Source organism: Herbaspirillum sp. alder98, from assembly GCF_020179755.1.
In the GTDB taxonomy this organism is placed as follows: domain Bacteria; phylum Pseudomonadota; class Gammaproteobacteria; order Burkholderiales; family Burkholderiaceae_D; genus Herbaspirillum.
Window position 1 is genome coordinate 48,744 of the sequence record NZ_JAIUCY010000001.1, and the last position, 24,272, is coordinate 73,015.

Below are 24,272 nucleotides of genomic sequence, written 5' to 3' on the forward strand. Positions count from 1 at the left end.
GCGTCCTTCAACCTGACACGGAGCGCCGCCATGAATAAACGTTTTCTTACACTGATTTGCCTGTCGCTGTCGTGGCTGCCCGGCGCCGGCGCCAGTCCCAGCGTCGAACTCAAGGTGCAGGGCATGATCAAGCCGGCCGCCTGCGAATTGATCTTTGCCAACGGCGGCACGGTCGATGTAGGGGTCATCTCGAAGCGCCTGCTGAATCAGCAAAAACGCACCCTGCTGCCCGATGAAAAAATCAACTTCAGCATTATCTGCGATGCGCCGGCGCGTGTATCGCTCGACCTGAAGGACCATCGCGCCGGCACTGCTGCGGCCAACGCATCGCTGAAGCCGCTGCCGTTTCTGTTCGGGCTGGGCACGGTCGACGCCAGGAATGTGGGGGCTTATACGCTCTCGTTCGACGAAGAGGCAACGGCAGACCAGAAACCGATGCGCATGGTCATGGCCGAAAACCAGACCGACTGGGGCTGGTCGAATTCATTCCTGATGCCCAACCGGCGGCACTCGTGGACCATGCATCAAAGCGGTTACCTGCCGACGCCATTTTCGACGCTGACCGGCGTCATCATCCTGGCGCCAGCGGTGGCGCCGGCCAGGGACCTGCCGACGCAGGACGAGATTGCGCTCGACGGCCTGGCCAGCTTCGAGCTCAATTACCTCTAGGCGAGCGCCCCGCTGCAAGCCCCGGTCAATCGATGAAGACCTGCCATACCAGCCACACGTTGGCGGCCGAGATGACGACAAACAACATCCAGGCGGTGGCCGCCACCCACCAGCGGTTGACCAGCTCGCCCATCAGGTCGCGGCGGCTGGTCAGGCGAATCAGCGGAAACATCGCAAACGGCAGTTGCAGGCTCAATACCACCTGGCTCAGCACCAGCAGCTTGCCGACCGAATGCGGCCCCAGCGTCATCACCCCCACCAGCGCCGGCACCAGCGCCAGCGCGCGCGTGATGACACGGCGCTGCCAGCAGGGAATCTTGATCCTCAGGAAACCCTCCATGATCACCTGGCCGGCGATGGTGCCGGTGAAGGTCGAGCTCTGCCCGGCCGCCAGCAGCCCGACGCCGAACAGGATGGCGGCGGCGGCCGAGCCGGTAAGGGGATCGAGCAGATGGAAGGCCTGGTCCAGTTCGGTGACCTGGGTATTGCCGCTGCGATGGAACGCCGACGCCGCCAGGATCAGGATGGCGGCATTGATCACCATCGCGATGGCCAGCGAGACGATGGTATCGATGCGGGTATAACGCACCGCATCGCGCACCGATGCCGCATCACGCCGGATCACCCGGGTCTGCACGATCGACGAATGCAGGTACAGGTTGTGCGGCATCACCGTGGCGCCCACGATGCCGATGGCCAGGTACAGCGGCTCACGACTGGAAATGGCTTGCAGCGACGGCACGAAGCCCAGCGCCACCGCGTGCCAGTCGGCCTTCACGAACGCCAGTTGTCCCAGCAGGCACACGGCAATGGTAATGACCAATGCCAGGATGATGGCTTCGACCTGGCGAAAGCCGCGCCCCTTGAGCCCCAGCACCAGCAAGGTGTCGAACGCGGTCAGCAACACGCCGGTCGGCAACGAGACCCCCAGCAACAGGTGAAACGCCAATGCGCAACCCAGCACCTCGGCCAGGTCGCAGGCGATGATGGACAGCTCGGCCAGGACCCACATGCCGCGCCCCACCAGGGGGGAATACTGCTCGCGCGAATGCACCGCCAGGTCGCGTCCGGTGGCGATGCCCAGCCGTGCGCACAGGCATTGCAGCACGATCGCCGCCAGGCTCGACAACAGCACCACGAACAGCAATTGATAACCGAACTGCGAGCCCGCCTGGATCGACGTGGCCCAGTTGCCCGGGTCCATGTAGCCGATCGACACCAGCAGGCCCGGCCCGACGTAGAGGCGCAGTTTCTGCCATACCGATGCGCTCGGCGGCACCTCGACCGATCCCGCCACTTCGGACGGGCAGAACGGCGCCGTCGCGGTATTGGGCAAGCCTGGAAACCGCGGCAATCTGAATCTGAATGACAAGAGGAATTCCCCGGTTAGCTTGAATGGCGGGCCGTCATTGCGGCTTGGGCACGGCGCGCGCCCATTTGTCGAGGGCAGCGTCGTCGCTCTCGCGGGCATCGACCCAGCGCGCACCGTCGGGCGTCTGTTCTTTCTTCCAGAACGGCGCCTGTGTCTTGAGATAGTCCATGATGAATTCGCAAGCGGCAAAGGCCTCGCCCCGATGCGGCGAGGTCACCGCCACCAGCACGATCTGCTCTTGCGGCCGCATCGGCCCCACCCGGTGAATCACCAGGGCGTCGAAGATGGGCCAGCGGGCGCGGGCGTCGTCGACGATCTGCTGCAAGGCGCGCTCGGTCATCTCGGGATAGTGCTCCAGCTCCATGGCCGATACGGCAGCGCCCTCGTTGAGGTCGCGTACGGTTCCCACGAACGTCACCACCGCCCCTACCTTGGGGTTGGCCAGGCGCAATTGCGCCACCTCGGTGGAAAGATCGAAATCGGCGGTCTGGACGCGGACAGGCATGATGAGGGGCAGGACGTTGGACGAGCACACGATTCTACCAGCGCCGCCGCACCCCGGCATTGCGCCAGGGCCACGGCAGCGGGCCCGATCAGACCAGCAGCCCCCACAGCAGCAGCGTCATGCCCAGGCCGATGACCGAGACCAGCGTCTGGATCACCGACCAGGTCGCCAGCGTCTGCTTCAGGTTCAGGCCGAAGTATTCCTTGACCATCCAGAAGCCGGCATCGTTGACGTGGCAGAAGAACACCGAGCCGGCGCCGATGGCCAGCGCCATCAGCGAATTGTGGGTCGCCGACAGGCCGGCCACCAGGGGCGCGACGATACCGGCGGTGGCGGTGGTGGCAACGGTGGCCGAACCGGTGGCCTGGCGCAGCGCCACGGCGATGATCCACGCCAGCAGGATCAGCGGCACATGGGTGCCGGCGGCGATCTTGGTGATGGTGTCGCTGATGCCAGCGGTCAGCAGCGCCTGCTTCAGGCCGCCACCGGCGCCGATGGTCAGCAGCAGGCCGGCGATCGGCGGCAATGCGCGACGCAGCGTGGCGCCGACGTTGTAGCGGCTGGCGCCTTGCGACCAGCCCAGCACCACCACGGCAAACAGGACCGTGACGGTCAGCGCGATGATCGGCTCGCCGAAGAAGTTGAGCATCTCGTAGAGCTCGGTCTTGGGCGTGACCCAGATCCGGGCCACGGTGCGGCCCAGCATCAACACCACCGGCAACAGGATGGTGACCAATGCCGCCAGGAAACCAGGCTGGCTCTGCTCGTCACGCGCCTCGAACAGCTTGCCGATCTGGTCGGGCTCGGCCACGTTCAGGCGGGGTGCCAGGAAATTGCCGTACAGCGGGCCGGCGATGATCACCGCCGGGATCGCCACGATGAAACCCAGCAGCATGGTGGTGCCGAGATCGGCATGCAATGCGCCCACGGCAATCAGCGGGCCCGGATGCGGCGGCAGCAACGCGTGCAGCGTGGTCATGCCGGCCAGCGCCGGAATCGCCACCCGCATGATCGGCATGTTGGAGCGGCGCGCCATGACGAAGATGATCGGCGCCATCATCACCAGGCCGACCTCGAAGAACAGCGGCAAGCCGACCACCAGCGCCACCACCGCCATCATCCAGGGGATGGCGCGGCCACGGGCATAGCGCAGCAAGGTGGTGACGATCTTGTCGGCCGCGCCCGAGTCGGCCATCAAAGAGCCCAGCATGGCGCCCAGGGCAATGATGATGCCGGCTTCGCCGAGGATGCTGCCGGCGCCCTTGCTGAATGCCTTGGCGATTTCTTCCAGCGGCAGGCCGGCGCCGATACCGGCCACGAAGGTGCCGATCAGGATCGCCAGGAAAGGGGCAATGGACAAGAAGCTGATCAGCACCACGATGGCGACCAGCGCCATCAGGGTGACCAGCAGGAGCTGGGTATCCTGGGCCGCCCAGGCGGCCAGTTGAGTCGATATCACGCGTGTTCCTTCTTTAGGTGTGGATGAATGCGCATCGTTGAACGATGTCTTTTGCATCCCCTCTTGGTCGGACATGTTGGCGACATGCCCGGTCTCCTCCCAAAGAAACGGATCGTGGCCCCGTTATGACTGCCCGGGAGCTTGCCGGCGGCCCCTTTCGGGTGGCGCCATTGCGGCGCTAATGATGCCGCAATTCAGTCAATCCTGCTGGCTCAGCCACCCGTCACCGGGGGAAAGAACGCCACCTCGCCGCCCTCGGCGATCAGGGTCGAGGCCTCGGTCATGTCGTGGTCGTAGGCCATGCGCAGGTTTTTTTCGGGCGCCAGGACTTCGGCCCAGATGCCGCCGCGCCCCATCAGGAAAGCGCGCACATCACCGACGGTGACAACGCTGGCCGGCAGGTCGACGATTTCCTGCGAGGTCTGCAAGGCTTCGCGCACGCTGGCGAAAAAACGTAATTCTATTTTCATGCTGGGTGTTCCTTCAATGGCGCCGCGGGGATGCCCGCGGCGCGCCTAGTTGAGCAAATGATCGAACGACAGAAACTGCACCATGTCACCCGCGGCGATCACCTGCCCCGGCGCATTGTCGACCAATCCATCCCCCCAGACGGTGGAGGTCAGCACGTTCGAGCCCTGGCTGGCAAACAGGTCGAGGCCGCCGGCGGCATTGCGGCGCACCCGCAGGAACTCCTGGCGACGGTCGGCACGCGGCCAGTCGAAATCGGCCCGCATGGCGACCGCGCGCGGCAGCACCGTCGCCGGCGACTGGCCTTGCAGGCGCAGCACGAAGGGCCGCACGAAGATCAGGAAGGTGACGAAGGACGACACCGGGTTGCCCGGCAAGCCGATGAAGAAGGCGCGGCCCTCGGCATCGGTGGCGCGGTTGACTTCACCGAAGGCCAGCGGCTTGCCCGGCTTCATGGCGATCTGCCACATGTTGATGCGGCCCTGCGCCTCGACCGCCGGTCGCACATGGTCTTCTTCACCCACCGACACACCGCCGCTGGTGATGATCAGGTCATGCTCCTGCGCGGCCTGGCGCAAGGTCTCGCGGGTAGCGTCGAGGCTGTCGGGCACGATGCCGTAATCGCTGACGTCACACCCCAGCTTGTGCAGCAAGCCGCGCAGCAAGAAACGATTGGAGTTATAGATGGCGCCCGGCTTGAGCGGTTGGCCCGGCATGGTCAGCTCGTCGCCGGTGAAAAACACCGCCACCCGCAGGCGCCGGTGCACCTCAAGCCCGGCCTGCCCCACCGATGCCGCCAGGCCCAGTTCCTGCGGCCGCAGCAAGGTGCCGGCGGGCAGGATGACGCTGCCCTGGCGAATGTCTTCGCCGATGGTGCGCACCCATTCGCCGACCTTCGGCACATGGTTGACGACGACGTAGTCGCCGTCGGCCTCGCAGGCTTCCTGCATGACGACCGCGTCGGCGCCGGTGGGCATCATGGCGCCGGTGAAGATGCGCGCGGCCGTGCCCGGCTCCAGCGCCTGCCCCACATGGCCGGCCGGGATACGCTGCGACACCCGCAGCCGCGCCTGGCCGCCGGCACAGTCGGCGGCCCGCACGGCGTAGCCGTCCATCTGCGAATTGTCCATGCCCGGCACATCGATGTGGGCTTGCACCGGCGTGGCGAGGACCCGGCCGATGGCGTCCAGCGTGGCGATCGTCTCGTGGCCGGCTACCGGCTGGGCTGCGGCCAGCAAGGTATCGAGCGCCTGCGACACGCTTTGCAGAGGCGCCCGGGCGGGTTGCTGTGGAGGGGAATTGGACTGCATGATGACCCTGTCGACTGTTAGTGTTTTGCAGGAAGCTGGCAATGCGATGACCGGCAAACCGGCATTGTACCGACTCGATGCTGCCACCGCTGCCGCCATGAAAAAACGCCGCCGGGGCATTCACCCCTGCGGCGTTGATCCAAGTGCGGTCGATCAGAGTCCGGTGTGCTCGGCCACGTAGGCCTTGATACGCTCGGCATCGGCCGGCATGACTTCGAAACGCTGCGCCAGCGACTCGATGTTCTCGAACCCGGCGGGACGGTCGGCGTCACGCCCCAGCGCTTCGCGAATGGTCTCGTTGAACTTGGCCGGCAAGGCGGTCTCCAGCACGATCATGGTCACGCCCGGGGTCAGGTTCTCGCGCGCCACCTTGATGCCGTCGGCGGTATGGGTGTCGACCGTGATGCCGTAGTTTTCCTGGGCAAAGCGGATGGTCGCCAGGCGATCGTCGTGGGTCGAGCGCCCCGAGGCAAAACCGTACTTGATCACGCTGGCAAACTCGTCGCCGTCGCTGCCGGGCTGGCCGGTCAGGTCGAAGCCGCCGGCGCTCTCGACCTTGCCGAACAAGGCCTTCACGCGCGCGCTGTCGCGACCCAGCAGGTCGTACACGAAGCGCTCGAAGTTGGAGGCCTTGCTGATGTCCATGCTGGGGCTGCTGGTGTGATAGGTCTCGGCCGACTTGCGCACCCGATAGACGCCGGTGCGGAAGAACTCGTCGAGCACGTCGTTCTCGTTGGTGGCGACCACCAGCTTATCGATCGGCAGACCCATCATGCGGGCGATGTGGCCGGCGCAGATATTGCCGAAGTTACCCGACGGCACCGTAAAGGAAACCTTCTGCTCATTGCTGTCGGTGGCAGCCAGGTAACCGCGGAAGTAATACACCACCTGGGCGACGACACGCGCCCAGTTGATCGAGTTGACGGTGCCGACTTTCTTGGCGGCCTTGTAGTCGAGGTCGTTGGAAATCGCCTTGACGATATCCTGGCAGTCGTCGAACACGCCTTCGACCGCGATATTGAAGATATTGGGATCTTGCAGGCTGAACATCTGCGCGGTCTGGAACGCGCTCATCTTCTTGTGCGGCGACAGCATGAACACGCGGATGCCCTTTTTGCCGCGCATCGCGTACTCGGCCGCGCTGCCGGTGTCGCCCGAGGTGGCGCCGACGATATTGAGTTCGGCGCCCTTCTTTGCCAGCGCATATTCGAACAGGTTGCCCAGCAGCTGCATCGCCATGTCCTTGAAGGCCAGGGTCGGGCCGTTCGACAGCGCCTGCAGGACCAGCTTGCTGCCATCCTTCTGTTCCAGCGTGCGCAACGGCGTGATCTGGCCAGCGTCGTCGCCGGCGCGCGCATTGCAATAGACGTCGGCGCCGTAGGTCTTGTGCGCCAGCGCCTTGAGGTCGGACTCGGGGATATCGGTGGCGAACTTGCGCAATACCTGGAACGCCAGGTCGGCATAGGACAGCGTGCGCCACTGATCCAGCTCGGCGCCGCTCACCTGCGGATACTGCTGCGGCAGGTACAGGCCGCCGTCCGGGGCCAGGCCACCGAGCAGGATTTCGGAAAAGGAAGGTGTTGCTGAGTGACCGCGAGTGGAGACGTATTGCATGACGTTTGATGGCAGCAGGATGCGTGGAGATACGACAGGGGCGGCCATTATAACGCCCCTTGTCGCAATACTCACATTTGGCGCCGGGAGGTGGCCCAGGTGAAATAAAACGTTACCGCCCTTGAAAGCCCGCCCACCTCGGGCTATGCTGCGGCACTTCGAGCAAAGCCCGCATCGGCAGTATCCGCCGGGCAATTGCGTCGGCAAGATATCGAACTCAACAAGGAAGAAGACAGCATGACCCAAAAGATCAAGACTCTGCTGGCCAGCGCCGGCCTGTTTGGCGCCCTGCTGGCGGCCGCTCCTGCCCACGCCGAGAACTGGCAGTCGCTGGGCGGTTCGGACACGTCCGAACTGCTGATGGACACCGATTCCATCGTCGAGAGCGGCGGTATCCGTGAAGCCTGGTCGATGTGGAATTTCAAGGAAGCGCGCGAGAACAAGGGCGATGCCGGATTCCCGACGCTCAAGTCGTACAAGGACCTGCACCAGTACAACTGCAAGGCCGGCAGCATCAAGCTGGTGCGCGAGATCATCTTCGCCGACAACGATGGCCGTGGCGACAAGCGCGACCACTCCGACGCCCTCAAGGGCATGGATTTTTCCAAGCCCAAGCCATTGTCGGTGGGCGAAGCGATGCTGCAGGCAGTGTGCGGCTTCGAGCTGAAGAAATAAGCGGGAGCTGCGCGGGTCTCCCGCCACACCAACGAAAAACGGAGCTTTACGCTCCGTTTTTTTTCGTGGTCGCAGGCCATTACGGCCTGCTCCAGCCTAGTTCAGCTCTTCCAGACGGATCTTGGTGACCTGCCCGACTACCGTGGCCAGGGCTTCGATCTTGGCGATGGCGGCCTCGATGTTCTTTTCCTGGGTCTGGTGGGTCAGCATGATGATGTCGGTCTGTTGCTCGCCTTCGCCCGGCTCCTTCTGCAGCATCGCATCGATCGAGATCGACGAGTCGGCCAGGATACGGGTCACATCGGCCAGCACGCCCGGCTTGTCGGCCACGTGCATGCGCAGGTAGTAGCTGGTGGTGACTTCGCCGATCGGCAGCACCGGCGTGTCGGCCATGGCATTCGGCTGGAACGCCAGGTAAGGCACGCGGTGGCCCGGATCGGCCGTGGCCAGGCGGGTGATATCGACCAGGTCGGCAATCACCGCCGAGGCGGTCGGCTCGGAACCGGCGCCCTTGCCGTAGTACAGCGTCTCGCCCACCGCGTCGCCGCGCACCATCACCGCATTCATCGCGCCTTCGACGTTCGCAATCAGACGGCTGCTCGGGATCAGCGTCGGGTGCACCCGCAGTTCGATGCCGGCCGCAGTCTGGCGGGTGATGCCCAGCAGCTTGATGCGATAGCCCAGTTGTTCGGCATAGGTGATGTCGCTGGCCTGCAGCTTGGTGATGCCTTCGACGTGGGCGCGATCGAACTGCACCGGGATACCGAAGGCGATCGAGGCCATGATGGTCAGCTTGTGGGCCGCATCGACGCCTTCGATGTCGAAGGTCGGATCGGCTTCGGCGTAACCCAGGCGTTGCGCTTCTTTCAACACCACGTCGAAGTCCAGCCCCTTGTCGCGCATTTCGGACAGGATGAAGTTGGTGGTGCCATTGATGATGCCGGCGATCCACTGGATGCGGTTGGCGGTCAAGCCTTCACGCAGCGCCTTGATGATCGGGATGCCGCCGGCCACGGCCGCCTCGAAGGCCACCATCACGCCTTTTTCCTGCGCGGCCTTGAAGATCTCGTTGCCATGGGTGGCGATCAGCGCCTTGTTGGCGGTGACCACATGCTTGCCGTTGGCGATCGCCTTGAGGACCAGTTCCTTGGCGATGCCGTAGCCGCCGATGAGCTCGATGACGATATCGATCTCGGGATCGTTGACCACCAGGTTGGCGTCGTTGACGACCTTGATCTCGCCGTTGGTCAGCTCGGTGGCGCGTGCCGTGTCCAGATCGGCCACCAGGGTAATTTCAATGGCGCGGCCGGCGCGGCGCGCAATCTCTTCCTGGTTGCGTTTGAGAACATTGAAAGTACCGGAACCCACGGTGCCGATGCCGAGCAAACCTACTTTGATGGATTTCATATTGTCTTCGAGTGGAAAAAAATGCCGCCCCCGGGCGATGTCCGGGAACGGTGTCAGCAAGCGATGCTACCAGAGCCGGATCAGGCGGTGCCGTGGCGCCGGCGATAAGCCTCGAGGAAATGGGCAATCCGCCCCATCGACTCGGTCAGGTCATCCGTATTGGGCAGGAACACTACCCGGAAATGGTCCGGCGTAGGGCAATTGAAACCGGTGCCCTGCACGATCAGTACCTTTTCCTCAGCCAGCAGTTCATAGGCGAATTGCTGGTCGTCCTTGATCGGATAGATCTCGGGGTCGAGGCGCGGGAACATGTACAGCGCCGACTTCGGCTTGACGCAGGTCACGCCGGGAATCTCGGTGAGCAGCTTGTGGGCCAGGTCGCGCTGCTTGGTCAGGCGGCCATTGGGCGCGACCAGGTCATTGATGCTCTGGTATCCGCCCAGCGCGGTCTGGATCGCGAACTGGCCCGGCGCGTTGGCGCACAGGCGCATCGACGCCAGCATGTTGAGGCCTTCGATGTAGTCGCGGGCATGCTTCTTCTCGCCCGAGACCACCATCCAGCCGGCGCGATAACCGCACGAACGGTAGTTCTTGGACAAGCCGTTGAAGGTGATGAACAGCACGTCGTCGGCCAGCGAGGCCAGCGAGGTGTGAGTATTGCCGTCGTACAGCACCTTGTCGTAGATCTCGTCGGCCAGCACGATCAACTGGTGACGACGCGCCAGCTCGATGATTTCCTTGAGCACGTCGACCGAATACAGGGCGCCGGTCGGGTTGTTGGGGTTGATGACCACGATCGCCTTGGTGTTGGGCGTGATCTTCTTGCGGATATCATCGATGTCAGGCTGCCAACCGGCCTGCTCGTCGCACACGTAATGCACCGGGGTGCCGCCCGACAGGCTCACCGCGGCGGTCCACAACGGGTAGTCGGGGGAAGGCACCAGCACTTCGTCGCCGGTGTTGAGCAAGGCATTGACGCTCATGACGATCAGCTCGGAGGCGCCGTTGCCGAGATAGATGTCGTCGATCGTGACGCCTTCGATGTTCTTCTGCTGGGTGTAGTGCATGACCGACTTGCGCGGCGCGAACAACCCCTTCGAATCGGTATAGCCGGAGGCATTGCCCATGTTGCGGATCATGTCCTGCACGATCTCGTCGGGCGCATCGAAGCCGAACGCGGCCAGGTTGCCGATATTGAGCTTGATGATCTTGTGGCCTTCTTCTTCCATCTGCCGCGCCTTCTCCAGCACGGGACCACGAATGTCGTAACAAACATCTGCCAGTTTTCTGGATTTCTGAATCGGTCGCACAGCCATTCCTCTACTCGTTTGCACGCGGCGCGCCGGGCGGCGCCCCGCATGGGTCTGTCATGAACTGCAAGGCAGAAATCGGTAGCGCCCGCCGCGCAGGCACGCCCGATCCCGATGTCACAGTCCACCAGGCACAATTATTATGGGTCTCGATAGCGATGACGAAACGCTAAATCGCGGCCCGTCACTCGGCTATGGGAGCCGGACATTTTGCCCAAAGCTGTCCATTTTATCAATCAAATAGGCGCTTCCCAGAAAGGAAACGGCTACAATGCTGCACTTTACGACCTGTTCGCTGCAATGCATGTCGGAATGACATCGCGGCCCCCGCCGACCAACGATGCTCCGGCTGTGCGCCAGCCCCCTGCCTGCGATGAAGCTTCATTCGACTGAAACCAAGCAGTACCAGACTGTCACCGCCTACGATGCAGACGGTATCGAACTCAATGCGATCCGTTTCACTCATAGCCTGCTGGTGCTGCCCGAAAGCGAGCCGGCGGCCTGGCCGGTACGCGACTTCGACGCCTTGAGCGCGGCCGACTTCGAGCAGATCGACGCTACCCGGCCCGACGTAGTGATTCTGGGCACCGGCGAGCGCCAGCGCTTCATCCATCCCAAACTGATCGCTGCGCTCACCGCGCGCCGCATCGGCGTGGAATGCATGGACAACCAGGCCGCCTGCCGCACCTATAACATTCTGATGGCCGAAGGCCGCAAGGTGGCGCTGGCGCTGATTCTGCCAGGCCAGCCATGATGGCCGCGGACTGACGCGACAAGAAACCCAAGAACACGCACAAGGAAACTGCCGTAATGCGCGACCTGTACAAATCGAAGGCGTTCGTCTGGACGCTGCTCATCCTGTTCCTGCTGGTCTGGTTCTACATGCTGGGCGCCCGCACGCTGGTGCCCTCGGATGAAGGCCGCTATGCCGAAATGGCGCGTGAGATGGTCGCCACCCAGGACTGGATCACCACCCGCCTCAACGGCATCAAGTACTTCGAAAAGCCACCGCTGCAAACCTGGATGAACGCCGTCACCTTCGAGCTGTTCGGCCTGGGTGAGTGGCAGGCGCGGCTCTGGACCGGCCTGTGCGGCCTGCTGGGCATCGGCCTGGCGGCCTACACCGGCACCCGCGTGATGAATGGCCGGGTCGGCTTCTACGCCGCCCTGGTGCTGGGTTCGAGCTTCTTCTGGGCCGGCATGGGCCACATCAACACGCTCGACATGGGGCTGGCCGGGATGATGACCATCACGCTGTGCGCCCTGCTGCTGGGCCAGCGCAACGACGCCTCCCGCGAGAGCCAGCGCAACTGGATGCTGCTGTGCTGGGCCGGCATGGCGCTGGCCGTGCTGTCCAAGGGATTGATCGGCATCGTCCTGCCGGGCGCGGTGCTGGTGCTGTATACCTTTTTTGCGCGTGACTGGGCGATCTGGAAGCGGCTGCACCTGATCAAGGGCCTGCTGCTGTTCTTCGTCATCACCACGCCATGGTTCGTGGCGGTGTCGCTGAAGAACCCCGAATTCCCGGAGTTCTTCTTCATCCACGAACACTTCCAGCGCTTCACCAGCAAGATCCACAGCCGCCCCGGCCCCTGGTATTACTTCATCCCCATCCTGCTGCTGGGCATCGTGCCGTGGCTGGGCGTGTTTTTCCAGGGCTTGTGGCAAGGCGTGCGCGACCAGCGTGACAACGGCGGCTACCACAGCATCAACGGCGGCCGCTTCCAGCCGCGCAAGATGCTGCTGGTCTGGTCGGTGTTCATCTTCGTGTTCTTCAGCATCTCCGGTTCGAAGCTGCCTTCCTACATCCTGCCGATCTTCCCGGCGCTGGCCCTGCTGATCGCCAGCTACCTGGAACGCGCCGACCACAAGGCGCTGGCCTGGGCCGGCTCGCTGGTGGCGGTGCCCAGCGCCGTGGCGCTGGCCTTCATCCCGCGCGTGCCGCTGATGGCCAAGAGCGACTTCGCCCGTCCGCTGGTCGAGGCGCATGTGCCTTACCTGTACGCGGCTGCGTTGCTGTTCTTCGTCGGCGGCGTAACCGCCATCCGCCTGGCGCGCCAGCACAAGGATGCCGCCATCACGGCGCTGGCCGCCACCGCTTTCGTCGCCGGCCAATTGTTGCTACTGGGCCACGATCCGCAGGGCCGCTATTCGGCCGGCGTCGATCACGTCCCTGCGCTGCAGGCCGAGCTCAAGCCGGAAACACCGATCTACGTGGTCGGCCGTTACGAGCAGGCATTGCCGTTCTACCTGCAACGCACGATGATCATGGTGCAGCATGCCGACGAGTTGTCGTTCGGCCTGAAGCAGGAGCCGCAACTGTGGCTGCCGACGGTCGATGCCTTCGTCGCACAGTGGGTGGCCGATCATGCTAGCGGCAAGAAGGACATCGCCATCGTCGACCCGACCGTCTACCAGCAATTGCAGCAACGCCAGTTGCCGATGCGCCTGATCGGACAAGACCCGCGGCGCGTGATCGTGGCCAACGACCCGGCCGCGCCGGCTGCCGGTCAGACCAACAAGGCGGCGCAATGAACCTGCCCACCTTCGGCTTCATCTTTGTCGGCATCTGCCTCAATGCCGTGGCCCAGCTGCTGCTCAAGGCCGGCACCAATGCCGTCGGCGCGATTCATCTGACGGCCGAAAACTGGTTCGCGACCGGCTTGAAGCTGGCCACGCAACTGCCCATCATCGGCGGCCTGGCGTGCTATGTGATTTCGGTGGTGGTCTGGATCATCGGCCTGTCGCGGGTCGACGTCACCATCGCCTATCCGCTGCTGTCGCTGGGCTATATCATCAATGCCGTGGGCGCCTGGTACTTCCTGGGTGAAGTGGTCACGGCCCAGCGCCTGCTGGCCATCGGCGTGATCATTGTCGGCGTTGTCTTGCTGACCAGAAGCTGATTTACAATAGCGCGCTGCCGCACACCGCTGGCAGCGCGTATTGCCTGGTCGCCACATTGCACCATGGCAAAACCAAAGAATTCGAACACCCGCCAAACTGGACATCAAGACCCATGAGCCTGCCCTTCCTGCCTTTCGCCAAACCCACCATCGACGAGTCCACCATTGCGGCCGTGGCCGACGTGCTGCGCTCCGGCTGGATCACCAGCGGGCCCAAGGTGCAAGCCTTCGAAAAGACCTTGTCGGACTATCTGGGCGGGCGCATCGTGCGCACCTTCAACTCCGGCACCTGCACCATGGAGATCGCACTGCGCATCGCCGGCATCGGCCCGGGCGACGAAGTCATCACGACCCCGATCTCATGGGTAGCCACGGCCAACGTGATCATTGAAACCGGCGCCACTCCGGTGTTTGCCGACATCGACCCGATCACCCGCAACATCGATCTGGATCGCCTGGAAGCCGCTATCACCCCGGCTACCCGCGCCATCATCCCGGTCTACCTGTCCGGCCTGCCGGTCGACATGGATCGCCTGTACGCCATCGCTGCCAAGCACAAGCTGCGGGTGATCGAAGACGCGGCCCAGGCACTCGGCTCGACCTGGAACGGCAAGCGCATCGGTTCCTTCGGCGACTTCGTCTCGTTCAGCCTGCAGGCCAACAAGAACATCACCTCCAGCGAAGGCGGCTTCCTGGTGCTCAACAACGCCGACGAAGCGCGCCTGGCCGAAAAATACCGCCTGCAGGGCGTGACCCGCAGCGGCTTCGACGGCCTCGAAGTCGATGTGCTGGGCGGCAAGTTCAACATGACCGACGTCGCCGCCGCCATCGGCCTGGGCCAGTTTGCCCACGTCGACGCCATCACCGCCCACCGCAAGGAACTGGCGCGCCACTACTTCAACTGCTTTGGCGCCGACTTCGAAGCCCAGACCGGCGCCCAACTGCCAGTGGCCGACTTCGAAAACTCCAACTGGCACATGTTCCAGCTGGTGTTGCCAGAACGCATTACCCGCGCCGCCTTCATGGAAAAGATGATGGAAAAGCAAGTCGGCATCGGCTACCACTATCCGGCGATCCACCTGCTCAAGCTGTACCGCGACCGCGGCTTTGGCGAAGGCATGTTCCCCATCGCCGAACGCGTCGGCCAGCGCATCGTGTCGTTGCCGATGTTCAATGTGATGAGTAAAGACGACGTTGAACGGTCGGTGGAAACGGTAAAATCCGTGCTGCGTTGATTTTGGCGATATATTCGGCATGAATCGGCGCGTCTAACGACACACCATAACCCGGGCCCGCTACCGCGCCAGCACTTTTCGCGGCGTCGGGCCTTTGGCATATTTTCAGTATTACGCTTTGATGAAACCAGAACTGTCCGTCGTCATCCCGGTTTATAACGAGGAATCCGGCCTCGCCAAGCTGTTCGAACGCCTCTATCCGGCGCTCGACGCCCTGGGCTACAGCTATGAAGTGATCTTCGTCAATGACGGCAGCCGCGACCGCTCCGCCGGCATCCTGGCCGAGCAGTACCGCATCCGCACCGATGTCACCCGGGTGGTGCTGTTCAACGGCAACTACGGCCAGCACATGGCCATCATGGCCGGTTTCGAGGCCAGCCGCGGCGAGGTCGTGGTCACGCTTGACGCCGACCTGCAGAATCCGCCCGAAGAGATCGGCAACCTGGTGGCCAAGATGCGCGAAGGCTACGACTATGTGGGCTCGATCCGCCGCGAGCGGCAGGACTCGGCCTGGCGCACCTATGCGTCCAAGGCCATGAACCGCCTGCGCGAAAAGATCACCCGCATCAAGATGACCGACCAGGGCAACATGCTGCGCGCCTATGGCCGCAACGTGATCGACCTGGTCAACCGCTGCAGCGAGGTCAATACCTTCGTGCCGGCGCTGGCCTATACCTTCTCGCGCAATCCGACCGAGATCGTGGTGGAGCACGAAGAACGCTCGGCCGGCGAATCCAAGTATTCGCTCTACAGCCTGATCCGCCTCAACTTCGACCTGGTCACCGGCTTCTCGCTGGTGCCGCTGCAGTTCTTCTCGCTGCTGGGAATCGGCCTGTCGTTCGCCTCGGCGGCGCTGTTCGTGCTGATCGTGCTGCGCCGCCTGATGCTGGGCGCGGAAGTGGGCGGCGTCTTCACGCTGTTTGCGATCACCTTCTTCCTGATGGGCGTGATCCTGTTCTCGATCGGCTTGCTGGGTGAATACATCGGCCGCATCTACATGCAGGTGCGGGCGCGACCGCGCTATGTGGTCCAGGCGATCCTGGAGCACTCCACCGACGACGACAGGCAGGGCACATGAACGCCGTCGTCTTCGCCTATCACGATGTGGGCCTGCGCTGCCTGAAGGTATTGCTGGCACGCGGCGTGCGGGTGTCTTTGGTGGTGTCGCATGAAGATAGCCCGGGCGAGAACATCTGGTTCGGGTCGGTCGCGCAGTTGTGCCGCGAAGCCGGGATCACCTGCATCACCCCGAGCGACCCGAAGTCGCCGCAACTGCTGGCCCAGGTGCAGGCGGTGCAACCCGACTTCATCTTCAGTTTCTATTATCGTCACATGCTGCCGCAGGAAATCCTGAGCACCCCCAAGCATGGCGCCTTCAACATGCATGGCTCGCTGCTGCCCAAGTATCGTGGCCGGGTGCCAATCAACTGGGCCGTGCTGCATGGCGAGACCGAAACCGGCGCCACGCTGCACGAGATGACGGTCAAGCCTGATGCCGGCGCCATCGTGGGCCAGACTTCGGTGCCGATCCTGCCCGACGACACCGCCCACGAAGTGTTTGCCAAGGTGGTGGTGGCGGCTGAACAGACCCTGTGGTCAGTGCTGCCGGCGATGCTGTCAGGGCGCACGCCACGCCTGCCCAATGACCTGGCCGCCGGCAGTTACTTCGGCGGACGCAAACCCGAGGATGGCCGCATCGACTGGCGTCGCACCGGCCGCGAAGTACACAATCTGGTGCGCGCAGTAGCGCCCCCCTACCCTGGCGCTTTCGAAGAAATCGCAGGTGATAAAATCACGGTCACGCGTACCCGCCTGGTCGCGCCGGCCGCCCACCCCGCCTTGCAGAAAGCGCATGGCATGCAGGACAAGTTCTTTGAAGGAGGCAAGCTTTACGCCCGCTGCGGCGACGGCAACTTCCTTCAGATCCTGGGCATCCAGATCAACGACCAGGATGCATCGCTCAACAATTACCTGAAATACATGGCCTCCTGATTAACTTCAATCCCGGCCAATCAACTAGCTAACATCATGAAAAAAGTCCTCATTCTCGGCGTCAACGGCTTCATCGGCCATCACCTGTCCAAGCGCATCCTGGAAACCACGGATTGGCACGTCTATGGCATGGACATGATGACCGACCGCATCACCGACATTCTCGACAACGAGGCCTACAAGTCGCGCATGCACTTCTTCGAAGGCGACATCACGATCAACCAGGAATGGGTCGAATACCACGTCAAGAAGTGTGACGTGATCCTGCCGCTGGTGGCCATCGCCACGCCGTCCACCTACGTCAATGCGCCGCTGCGCGTGTTCGAACTGGACTTCGAAGCCAACCTGCCGATCGTGCGTTCGGCGGCCAAGTACAAGAAGCACCTGGTGTTTCCGTCGACCTCGGAAGTCTATGGCATGTGCCACGACGAGGAATTCGATTCCGAAGAGTCCGAACTGATCTGCGGCCCGATCAACAAGCCACGCTGGATCTATTCCTGCGCCAAGCAACTGATGGATCGCGTGATCTGGGGTTATGGCATGGAAGCCGGCCTGAACTTCACCCTGTTCCGTCCGTTCAACTGGATCGGCGCCGGCCTGGATTCGATCCATACCCCCAAGGAAGGCAGCTCGCGCGTGGTGACCCAGTTCTTCGGTCACATCGTGCGCGGCGAAAACATCTCGCTGGTCGACGGCGGCCAGCAAAAGCGCGCCTTCACCTACATCGACGACGGTATCGATGCGCTGATGAAGATCATCGCCAACGAAGGCGGCATCGCCACCGGCAAGATCTATAACATCGGCAACCCGGTCAATAACTTCTCGATTCGCGAACTGGCGCACATGATGCTGACCCTGGCCGCCGAGTATCCGGAATACGCCGACACGGCCAAGCAGGTGCAACTGATCGAAACCACGTCTGCCGCCTACTACGGCAAGGGTTACCAGGACGTGCAGAACCGCGTGCCCAAGATCACCAACACCTGTGAAGAGTTGAACTGGAAACCGGTCACCACCATGCCCGACACCCTGCGCAACATCTTCGACGCCTATCGCAGCCAGGTCGCCGAAGCACGCGCGCTGATGGACTAACAAGCCACCTCGCAAGGCTTGATGACAGACCGCGCCGCATGGCGCGGTTTGTTTTTGCGGTTGCGCCAGCGCTATATATTGTCGCCAGTCGCGCACAGTGCTAGTCTCACCCCCACATGCCAAAACTTACTCTCAAGATCGACGCCGACACCTATCGCGGCACCCGCGTGGGCGTTCCCAATTTGATCAACCAGCTGCGTCGCCACGATGCCGGCGCCACCTTTCTCTTCTCGCTCGGCTACGACCATACCGGCTGGGCCCTCAAGCAGATCTTCCGTCCCGGCTTCTTCAGCAAGGTATCGCGCACCTCGGTGGTCGAGCACTATGGCCTCAAGACCCTGATGTACGGCACGCTGCTGCCGGCGCCGGACATCGGCAAGACCTGCGCCGAGTACATGCGCCAGGCCGCTGCCGCCGGCTTCGAATGCGGCATCCATACCTGGGACCACCGGGTATGGCAGGACGACGTGCGCACCGCCGACGCCGCCTGGACGCAAGAGACCATGCAACTGGCCTACGGCCGCTACCACGACATCTTCGGCAGTGCCCCGCGCACCCATGGCGCCGCCGGCTGGCAGATGAACCAGCATGCCTTCGTGCAACTCGACGAATTCGGCATCGCCTATTCGTCCGACGGCCGGGTCCATCTGCGCGAAGACGGTCGCATTGCCGATCCCGATGCCGGGCCGCACCGCCTGTCCTTCAATGGCCGGGCGCTCGATTGCGTACAACTGCCGACCACCCTGCCCACGCTCGACGAGATCCTCGGTCGCACCATCGGCGGCAAGTTGATCGATGCCGGCAACGCGGCCCAGTTGCTGCTCGGTCTGACCCGAGAGCCACGCGACCACGTCTTCACGCTGCACGCCGAGCTTGAAGGGCAGAAGCTTGCCCCCATCTTCGAACAATTGCTCAGCGGCTGGCGCGCCCAAGGCTACGAGCTGTGCTCGATGGGCCAGTACCACGACAGCGTCAAGGACGATGTCCTGCCGATCCTGCCAATCGCCTGGGGCGAATTGCCGGGACGCTCCGGCGAGATGATCGTCCAGGCCAGCTGAGCACGGCCCTACCACTGACAACAAACAACCTACAAGGTGCACCTTGACTGATCGACCATCACTGCACAACAAGACGGTGCCCGAGTTTTCGGCTGCCATGACCAGCGGCAAGACCTTCAATCTGGCCGACTACCGGGGCCGCAACCTGGTGCTGTATTTCTATCCGAAGGACAACACCCCTGGCTGTACCACCGAGGGCATGCAGTTCCGCGACCTGCACCCCGAGTTCCAGCAGCACAACACCGATGTCTTCGGCATCAGCCGCGACAGCGTGAAGTCGCACGAGAGCTTCAAGGGCAAGCTCGGCATGCCCTTCGAACTGATTTCGGATCCTGACGAAACGCTGTGCAACATGTTCGATGTCATGAAGATGAAAAACATGTATGGCAAACAAGTGCGCGGCGTCGAGCGCAGCACGTTTGTGATTGACGGCACCGGCAAAGTGGTGAAAGAATGGCGTGGAGTCAAGGTTCCAGCCCACGTGGATGACGTGCTGGCCTTCATCAAAACCATTGCCTGAGACAGTACTTGCCCGCCGCGCCAAACAGCGGGCAAACAGCGATCAAGGGCCGCGACGGGGTTGTCTGGCAAACAATCCCGCCGTGCTTGACGAATAACGGTCACTCGAAACAAGCCTTTGAATTCAAATAGAAAAGCGTCACATGGAAGCCGTTCCTGGTTTAGGCCTCAGGCCTGCCACAGCGGCTTTTTTTCTTTTCAGCTGGCCTCCCCCCTTTATCGTTCGCCGTCCCCCCTGCTGTTAGCAGTCTTGCCAAACCTGTTCGCTCTGACAAAGCGGTGTTTTCTTCATTCATTACCGAGGTTCTGATGCCCCTGCCAAAAATGCCGAGCAAACCAGCTGCGTTATTGTCCATCGAAGACTATCCCAAGGCCGAGAGCAATAAACCTGTCAAACCGAACATCGCACTCGTAGAAACCGCTGCGCCCGCCCCTGTCAAGGCTATCGTCGCCAAGGCCGCCGAGCCGGTTGCCAAGGAAGCGCCGCGCGCCCGCAGCACCACCAAGAGCGCCGCCACCGAGAAGCCCAAGAGCGGCGCCAAGCCGGTCGAAAGCCGTTCCAAGTCGACCACCAGCCGCACCGCCGACAAGATGGGCATGTCCAAGCTGTTCGTGCTCGACACCAACGTGCTGATGCACGACCCGACCTCGCTGTTCCGCTTCGAAGAACACGACATCTACCTGCCGATGGTGACGCTCGAGGAACTCGACAACCACAAGAAAGGCATGTCGGAGGTCGCCCGCAACGCGCGCCAGATCTCGCGTTCGCTGGATGCGCTGGTCAGCGACATCGCCGAGGATGCGATCGACCTCGGCATTCCGCTGGCCAAGCTGGGCAACAAGGACGCCAAGGGCCGCCTGTTCTTCCAGACCAAGCTGACCAATGCCGCCCTGCCCGACGGCCTGCCCCAGGGCAAGGCCGACAACCAGATCCTGGGCGTGGTGCGTGCGCTCGACCAGCAGTATCCGGAGCGCCCGGTGGTGCTGGTGTCGAAGGACATCAACATGCGCCTCAAGGCGCGCGCCATCGGTTTGCCGGCCGAAGACTACTTCAACGACCATGTCCTGGAAGACACCGACCTGCTGTACTCGGGCATCCAGCAGTTGCCGGATGACTTCTGGAACAAGCACGGCAAGGGCATGGAGTCATGGCAGGAAAACAAGCATGGCACCGGCTACACCTATTACCGCGTCACCGGCCCCTATGTGCCGTCGTTGCTGGTGAACCAGTTCGTCTTCATCGAGCCGCGCAACGGCGAGCCTTCGTTCTACGGCCAGGTGTCGCAGATCAACGGCAAGACCGCCGTGCTGCAGACACTGCGCGACTTCGGTCACGCCAAGAACAGCGTCTGGGGCATCACCGCGCGCAATCGCGAACAGAACTTCGCCCTGAACCTGCTGATGAACCCCGAGTGCGACTTCGTCACGCTGCTGGGCCAGGCCGGTACCGGCAAGACGTTGCTGGCGCTGGCGGCGGGTCTGGCGCAGGTGCTCGAGACCAAGCTCTACAACGAGATCATCGTCACCCGCGTGACGGTGCCGGTGGGTGAAGACATCGGCTTCCTGCCGGGCACCGAAGAAGAGAAGATGGGGCCGTGGATGGGCGCCTTCGACGACAACCTCGAAGTGCTCAACAAGTCCGACGGCGACGCCGGAGAATGGGGCCGTGCCGCGACCCAGGACCTGATCCGTTCGCGGATCAAGATCAAGTCGCTCAACTTCATGCGCGGTCGCACCTTCGTCAACAAGTTCCTGATCATCGACGAAGCCCAGAACCTCACGCCCAAGCAAATGAAGACACTGGTCACACGTGCCGGCCCCGGCACCAAGATCATCTGTCTGGGCAACATCGCGCAGATCGACACCCCCTACCTGACCGAAGGCTCCAGCGGCCTGACCTACGTGGTCGACCGCTTCAAGGGCTGGTCGCATAGCGGACACGTGACCCTGGCGCGCGGCGAACGCTCACGCCTGGCCGATCATGCGAGCGATGTGCTGTAACGATTAGTTCTAGTGTTGGATGTACAACGAAAATGACCACCTTGCGGTGGTCATTTTTTTTAGTCAATTCAATTGGCCAGGTCAGGCAAACTCGGCCTGTAACGTGAAACTGGAAGCGGTGGCGCGTACTTCTTTCATCCGCCCATGGCCGGGCAATACCGTATCTGCGATCGTCACGAGACCGTACTTCTCAAGATCATCGAGATCGCGCTTTACCGCGCTGCGATCACGATGTAACCGTGCTGCGATGTCGGTGATCGATCCCGGTTGCTCTCTTACCGCACGAAATAGTGCCAGCTTTGCCACCGTGACCAGCCTTGCGACGTCGGACGGATCTTCGAAGCTGATGATTTTCTGCTCAGGTATCTTCTGCCGACGGTCTGCGGCGCGGGCCAGTTTTTTGCCACGGGCAAAAAAGTCTTCTTCGGTGCCGGTAACGATAGCAAGCTTGCTCATTTTGTCTCCCTCAATGCGATCCAATCCTGCTGGAATTGGTGTTCGATATCCTCGAAACTGATGAAATTGACTGGTTCCACCTGCCCAAAATAATGTCGATGGTGATGGCCGTGGGCATTGTCATACCCAACCACACGGCCGTTGTCTCCCGCGTAGAGCGCATGATTGATATAGGCCAGGTTGTATCGGGTGACTTGGCACTGCTGGTCAACCCAGACCTCGCGCCGCAAGGCCCCGTTTCCCCGACGGTGGGCAATCCGATGGTAATCATCTGCAATCTTCTTATCAGCCATGACTTATATTATCACGGCTGTATATGGGATGATGCGATTGCACGCCTACCGTCCGAAATCCCCAAAAAAATGGCCTCCAGACTGGAGGCCATTTTCGTCAGGCAAAGCAGACGTTACAGGATCTTTGTCCCCAGCCACCAGGCGATGGCAGCCACGAAGGCCGACGCCGGAATGGTGAAGACCCAGGCCCAGACGATGTTGCTGGCCACGCCCCAACGCACCGCCGACATCTTCTGCGACGCGCCCACGCCGACGATGGCGCCGGTGATGGTATGCGTGGTCGAGACCGGGATACCGAATGCGGTGGCGATGAACAAGGTGATGGCCCCGCCCGTTTCGGCGCAGAAACCGCCGACCGGCTTCAACTTGGTGATCTTCTGACCCATGGTCTTGACGATGCGCCAGCCGCCGAACAAGGTGCCCAGGCTGATGGCGCAATAGCACGAAATGATCACCCACATCGGCGGCGCGTCGCCGCTCGAATGGCCGGCCGCGATCAGCAGCATCCAGATCACGCCAATGGTCTTTTGCGCATCATTGCCGCCGTGCCCCAGGCTGTACATCGAAGCCGACAGCAGTTGCAGGCGGCGGAACCAGCCATCGATCTTGCGCGGCGTGGAACGGAAGAATATCCACGACACCATCAACATCATCAATGACCCGAAGATCAGGCCCAGCAACGGCGACAGGACGATGAACAGGATCGTCTTGAGCAAGCCCGCCGAGATCAGCGCGCCGGTGCCGGCCTTGGCCACTGCGGCGCCGACCAGGCCACCGATGAGCGCATGCGAGGAAGACGACGGAATGCCGTAGTACCAGGTCACCAGGTTCCAGAAGATGGCGCCGACCAGCGCGCCGAAGATGACGTAATGATCCACCACGTTGGGATCGATGGTGCCTTTGCCGACCGATGCCGCGACATGCAGCTGGTGGAACACGAACACCGCCGCCAGGTTGAAGAAGGCAGCCATGGCAACCGCAGTCTGCGGGCGCAGCACGCCAGTCGAGACTACCGTGGCGATGGCGTTGGCGGCGTCATGAAAACCGTTCATGAAATCGAACAGCAGCGCCAGGACGATCAGGAGCGCCAGGATATGTAGGCTGATTTGAACTGTATGCATGGGGGAAACCGTGTTTACTGGGGGGCGGCCGACAGGCCGTTCATCATGCAGCCGGTGGCCCGCTGAGGGCCGCCGGCGACATCAACATCAGGCGTTCTCGACGATGATGCCTTCGATGATGTTAGCCACGTCCTCGCAGCGGTCGGTCACGGTTTCCAGGATTTCATAGATGGCCTTGAGCTTGATCAGCGTGCGCACATCGGGCTCGTCACGGAACAGCTTGGACATGGCTGCGCGCATGACGTGGTCGGCGTCAGACTCGAGGCGATCGATCTCCTGGCAGATCGCCAGGATCTGACGCGAGTTGTCCATGTTGTGCAGCAGGCCGACGGCCGCCTGCACCTTCTCGGCACAGGTCAGGCACAGCTCCGCCAGGCGCTTGGCTTCGGGCGTGATGGCCTTGATGTCGTAGAGCGAAATGGTCTGGGCCGCGTCCTCGAGCAGATCGAGGATATCGTCCATGCGGGTGATCAGCTGGTGGATATCGTCACGGTCGAGCGGCGTGATGAAGGTCTTGTGCAACAGCTCGATAGTGGTGTGGGTCACCTTGTCGGCCTGCTTTTCGACCGTCTCGATGGCATGCACGCGGATTTCGAGATCATCGAAATTGGTCATCAGTGCCACCATCTCTTTTGCGCACTTGACCGCCAACTCGGCATGCTCATTGAACAGGTCAAAGAATTTGCCTTCGGTCGGCATCAGTCGTCCAAACATGTTTCACTCTCTCATCAATATGTCGCGCCCGCCTGTGGGCGCTGTTTATACCGGTGGCGATCCGATTGCCACCACCGGCGTATATCTTCCCGCACCGCG

The 24,272-nt window shown here is 62.3% G+C and carries 24 protein-coding genes; 12 read left to right on the plus strand and 12 right to left on the minus strand.

From position 1 onward, the window contains the following. The first annotated feature begins 30 nt into the window (after positions 1-30). On the plus strand, positions 31-669 hold the full coding sequence (locus LBW87_RS00220) for a DUF1120 domain-containing protein (protein WP_225199436.1): 639 nt from the start codon (positions 31-33) through the stop codon (positions 667-669). A gap of 25 nt (positions 670-694) precedes the next feature. Here the strand turns inward: LBW87_RS00220 and LBW87_RS00225 are convergent, their stop codons facing one another. The 6 genes from LBW87_RS00225 to thrC all read right to left on the minus strand — a co-directional run bounded on the left by LBW87_RS00225 (position 695) and on the right by thrC (position 7,397). Beyond that, the gene (locus tag LBW87_RS00225) at positions 695-2,041 is read right to left on the minus strand and encodes an Nramp family divalent metal transporter (protein ID WP_225199437.1); all 1,347 of its coding nucleotides are present in this window, start codon (positions 2,039-2,041) and stop codon (positions 695-697) included. Between the two features lie 34 nt (positions 2,042-2,075). After that, the gene (moaE, locus tag LBW87_RS00230; protein ID WP_225199438.1) at positions 2,076-2,546 is read right to left on the minus strand and encodes a molybdopterin synthase catalytic subunit MoaE; all 471 of its coding nucleotides are present in this window, start codon (positions 2,544-2,546) and stop codon (positions 2,076-2,078) included. Positions 2,547-2,634: 88 nt separating this feature from the next. After that, on the minus strand, positions 2,635-4,005 hold the full coding sequence (locus LBW87_RS00235) for a gluconate:H+ symporter (RefSeq protein ID WP_225199439.1): 1,371 nt from the start codon (positions 4,003-4,005) through the stop codon (positions 2,635-2,637). A 212-nt stretch (positions 4,006-4,217) separates the two neighbouring features. Continuing rightward, positions 4,218-4,475, minus strand: a complete 258-nt coding sequence (gene moaD, locus LBW87_RS00240) for a molybdopterin converting factor subunit 1 (protein ID WP_225199440.1) — start codon at positions 4,473-4,475, stop codon at positions 4,218-4,220. A gap of 45 nt (positions 4,476-4,520) precedes the next feature. Next, positions 4,521-5,783 carry a gephyrin-like molybdotransferase Glp gene (gene glp / locus LBW87_RS00245; RefSeq protein WP_225199441.1) on the minus strand — a complete coding sequence of 421 codons (1,263 nt, stop codon included), beginning with the start codon at positions 5,781-5,783 and terminating at the stop codon, positions 4,521-4,523. A 153-nt stretch (positions 5,784-5,936) separates the two neighbouring features. Continuing rightward, the gene (gene thrC, locus LBW87_RS00250) at positions 5,937-7,397 is read right to left on the minus strand and encodes a threonine synthase (protein WP_225200312.1); all 1,461 of its coding nucleotides are present in this window, start codon (positions 7,395-7,397) and stop codon (positions 5,937-5,939) included. Between the two features lie 237 nt (positions 7,398-7,634). On the opposite strand from thrC, the gene LBW87_RS00255 reads away from it, so the two are divergent. Continuing rightward, positions 7,635-8,072 (plus strand): surface-adhesin E family protein, encoded by a 438-nt coding sequence (locus LBW87_RS00255; RefSeq protein ID WP_225199442.1) that lies wholly within the window; start codon positions 7,635-7,637, stop codon positions 8,070-8,072. 96 nt (positions 8,073-8,168) lie between these two features. Here the strand turns inward: LBW87_RS00255 and LBW87_RS00260 are convergent, their stop codons facing one another. Next, on the minus strand, positions 8,169-9,479 hold the full coding sequence (locus LBW87_RS00260) for a homoserine dehydrogenase (protein WP_225199443.1): 1,311 nt from the start codon (positions 9,477-9,479) through the stop codon (positions 8,169-8,171). An 80-nt stretch (positions 9,480-9,559) separates the two neighbouring features. After that, positions 9,560-10,789, minus strand: coding sequence for a pyridoxal phosphate-dependent aminotransferase (locus LBW87_RS00265; RefSeq protein ID WP_225200313.1), 1,230 nt, complete (start codon positions 10,787-10,789; stop codon positions 9,560-9,562). Between the two features lie 373 nt (positions 10,790-11,162). Here LBW87_RS00265 and LBW87_RS00270 point away from each other — a divergent pair, with 373 nt between their 5' ends. From LBW87_RS00270 to LBW87_RS00315, 10 genes are all read left to right on the plus strand, one after another. Continuing rightward, positions 11,163-11,543, plus strand: a complete 381-nt coding sequence (locus LBW87_RS00270) for an Mth938-like domain-containing protein (RefSeq protein WP_225199444.1) — start codon at positions 11,163-11,165, stop codon at positions 11,541-11,543. A 56-nt stretch (positions 11,544-11,599) separates the two neighbouring features. After that, complete coding sequence (locus tag LBW87_RS00275; protein ID WP_225199445.1) at positions 11,600-13,324, plus strand: glycosyltransferase family 39 protein; 1,725 nt, start codon at positions 11,600-11,602, stop codon at positions 13,322-13,324. Continuing rightward, a complete protein-coding gene (locus LBW87_RS00280; protein ID WP_225199446.1) occupies positions 13,321-13,692 on the plus strand; it encodes a DMT family transporter in 372 nt (123 codons plus the stop codon). The genes LBW87_RS00275 and LBW87_RS00280 overlap by 4 nt, the downstream gene beginning before the upstream one ends. A gap of 113 nt (positions 13,693-13,805) precedes the next feature. Next, positions 13,806-14,927 (plus strand): DegT/DnrJ/EryC1/StrS family aminotransferase, encoded by a 1,122-nt coding sequence (locus tag LBW87_RS00285; RefSeq protein ID WP_225199447.1) that lies wholly within the window; start codon positions 13,806-13,808, stop codon positions 14,925-14,927. Positions 14,928-15,048: 121 nt separating this feature from the next. Further along, positions 15,049-16,005 carry a glycosyltransferase gene (locus LBW87_RS00290; protein WP_225199448.1) on the plus strand — a complete coding sequence of 319 codons (957 nt, stop codon included), beginning with the start codon at positions 15,049-15,051 and terminating at the stop codon, positions 16,003-16,005. Continuing rightward, positions 16,002-16,919, plus strand: coding sequence for a formyltransferase (locus LBW87_RS00295; RefSeq protein ID WP_225199449.1), 918 nt, complete (start codon positions 16,002-16,004; stop codon positions 16,917-16,919). The genes LBW87_RS00290 and LBW87_RS00295 overlap by 4 nt, the downstream gene beginning before the upstream one ends. Before the next feature lie 36 nt (positions 16,920-16,955). After that, positions 16,956-18,011 carry a bifunctional UDP-4-keto-pentose/UDP-xylose synthase gene (locus LBW87_RS00300; RefSeq protein ID WP_225199450.1) on the plus strand — a complete coding sequence of 352 codons (1,056 nt, stop codon included), beginning with the start codon at positions 16,956-16,958 and terminating at the stop codon, positions 18,009-18,011. 116 nt (positions 18,012-18,127) lie between these two features. Beyond that, entirely contained in the window at positions 18,128-19,069 is a 942-nt protein-coding gene (locus tag LBW87_RS00305; RefSeq protein WP_225199451.1) for a xylanase, read from the plus strand. A gap of 43 nt (positions 19,070-19,112) precedes the next feature. Then, positions 19,113-19,589 (plus strand): peroxiredoxin, encoded by a 477-nt coding sequence (locus tag LBW87_RS00310; protein ID WP_225199452.1) that lies wholly within the window; start codon positions 19,113-19,115, stop codon positions 19,587-19,589. A gap of 308 nt (positions 19,590-19,897) precedes the next feature. Continuing rightward, positions 19,898-21,589, plus strand: a complete 1,692-nt coding sequence (locus LBW87_RS00315) for a PhoH family protein (protein WP_225199453.1) — start codon at positions 19,898-19,900, stop codon at positions 21,587-21,589. Between the two features lie 81 nt (positions 21,590-21,670). Here LBW87_RS00315 and LBW87_RS00320 read toward each other — a convergent pair whose 3' ends face one another. The 4 genes from LBW87_RS00320 to LBW87_RS00335 all read right to left on the minus strand — a co-directional run bounded on the left by LBW87_RS00320 (position 21,671) and on the right by LBW87_RS00335 (position 24,173). Beyond that, positions 21,671-22,045 (minus strand): helix-turn-helix domain-containing protein, encoded by a 375-nt coding sequence (locus tag LBW87_RS00320; RefSeq protein WP_225199454.1) that lies wholly within the window; start codon positions 22,043-22,045, stop codon positions 21,671-21,673. After that, complete coding sequence (locus tag LBW87_RS00325) at positions 22,042-22,338, minus strand: DUF6516 family protein (RefSeq protein ID WP_225199455.1); 297 nt, start codon at positions 22,336-22,338, stop codon at positions 22,042-22,044. Before LBW87_RS00325 ends, LBW87_RS00320 begins: the two co-directional genes overlap by 4 nt. A gap of 113 nt (positions 22,339-22,451) precedes the next feature. Then, entirely contained in the window at positions 22,452-23,459 is a 1,008-nt protein-coding gene (locus tag LBW87_RS00330; RefSeq protein ID WP_225199456.1) for an inorganic phosphate transporter, read from the minus strand. Between the two features lie 87 nt (positions 23,460-23,546). Continuing rightward, a complete protein-coding gene (locus tag LBW87_RS00335; RefSeq protein ID WP_225199457.1) occupies positions 23,547-24,173 on the minus strand; it encodes a DUF47 domain-containing protein in 627 nt (208 codons plus the stop codon). Positions 24,174-24,272 lie beyond the last annotated feature (99 nt).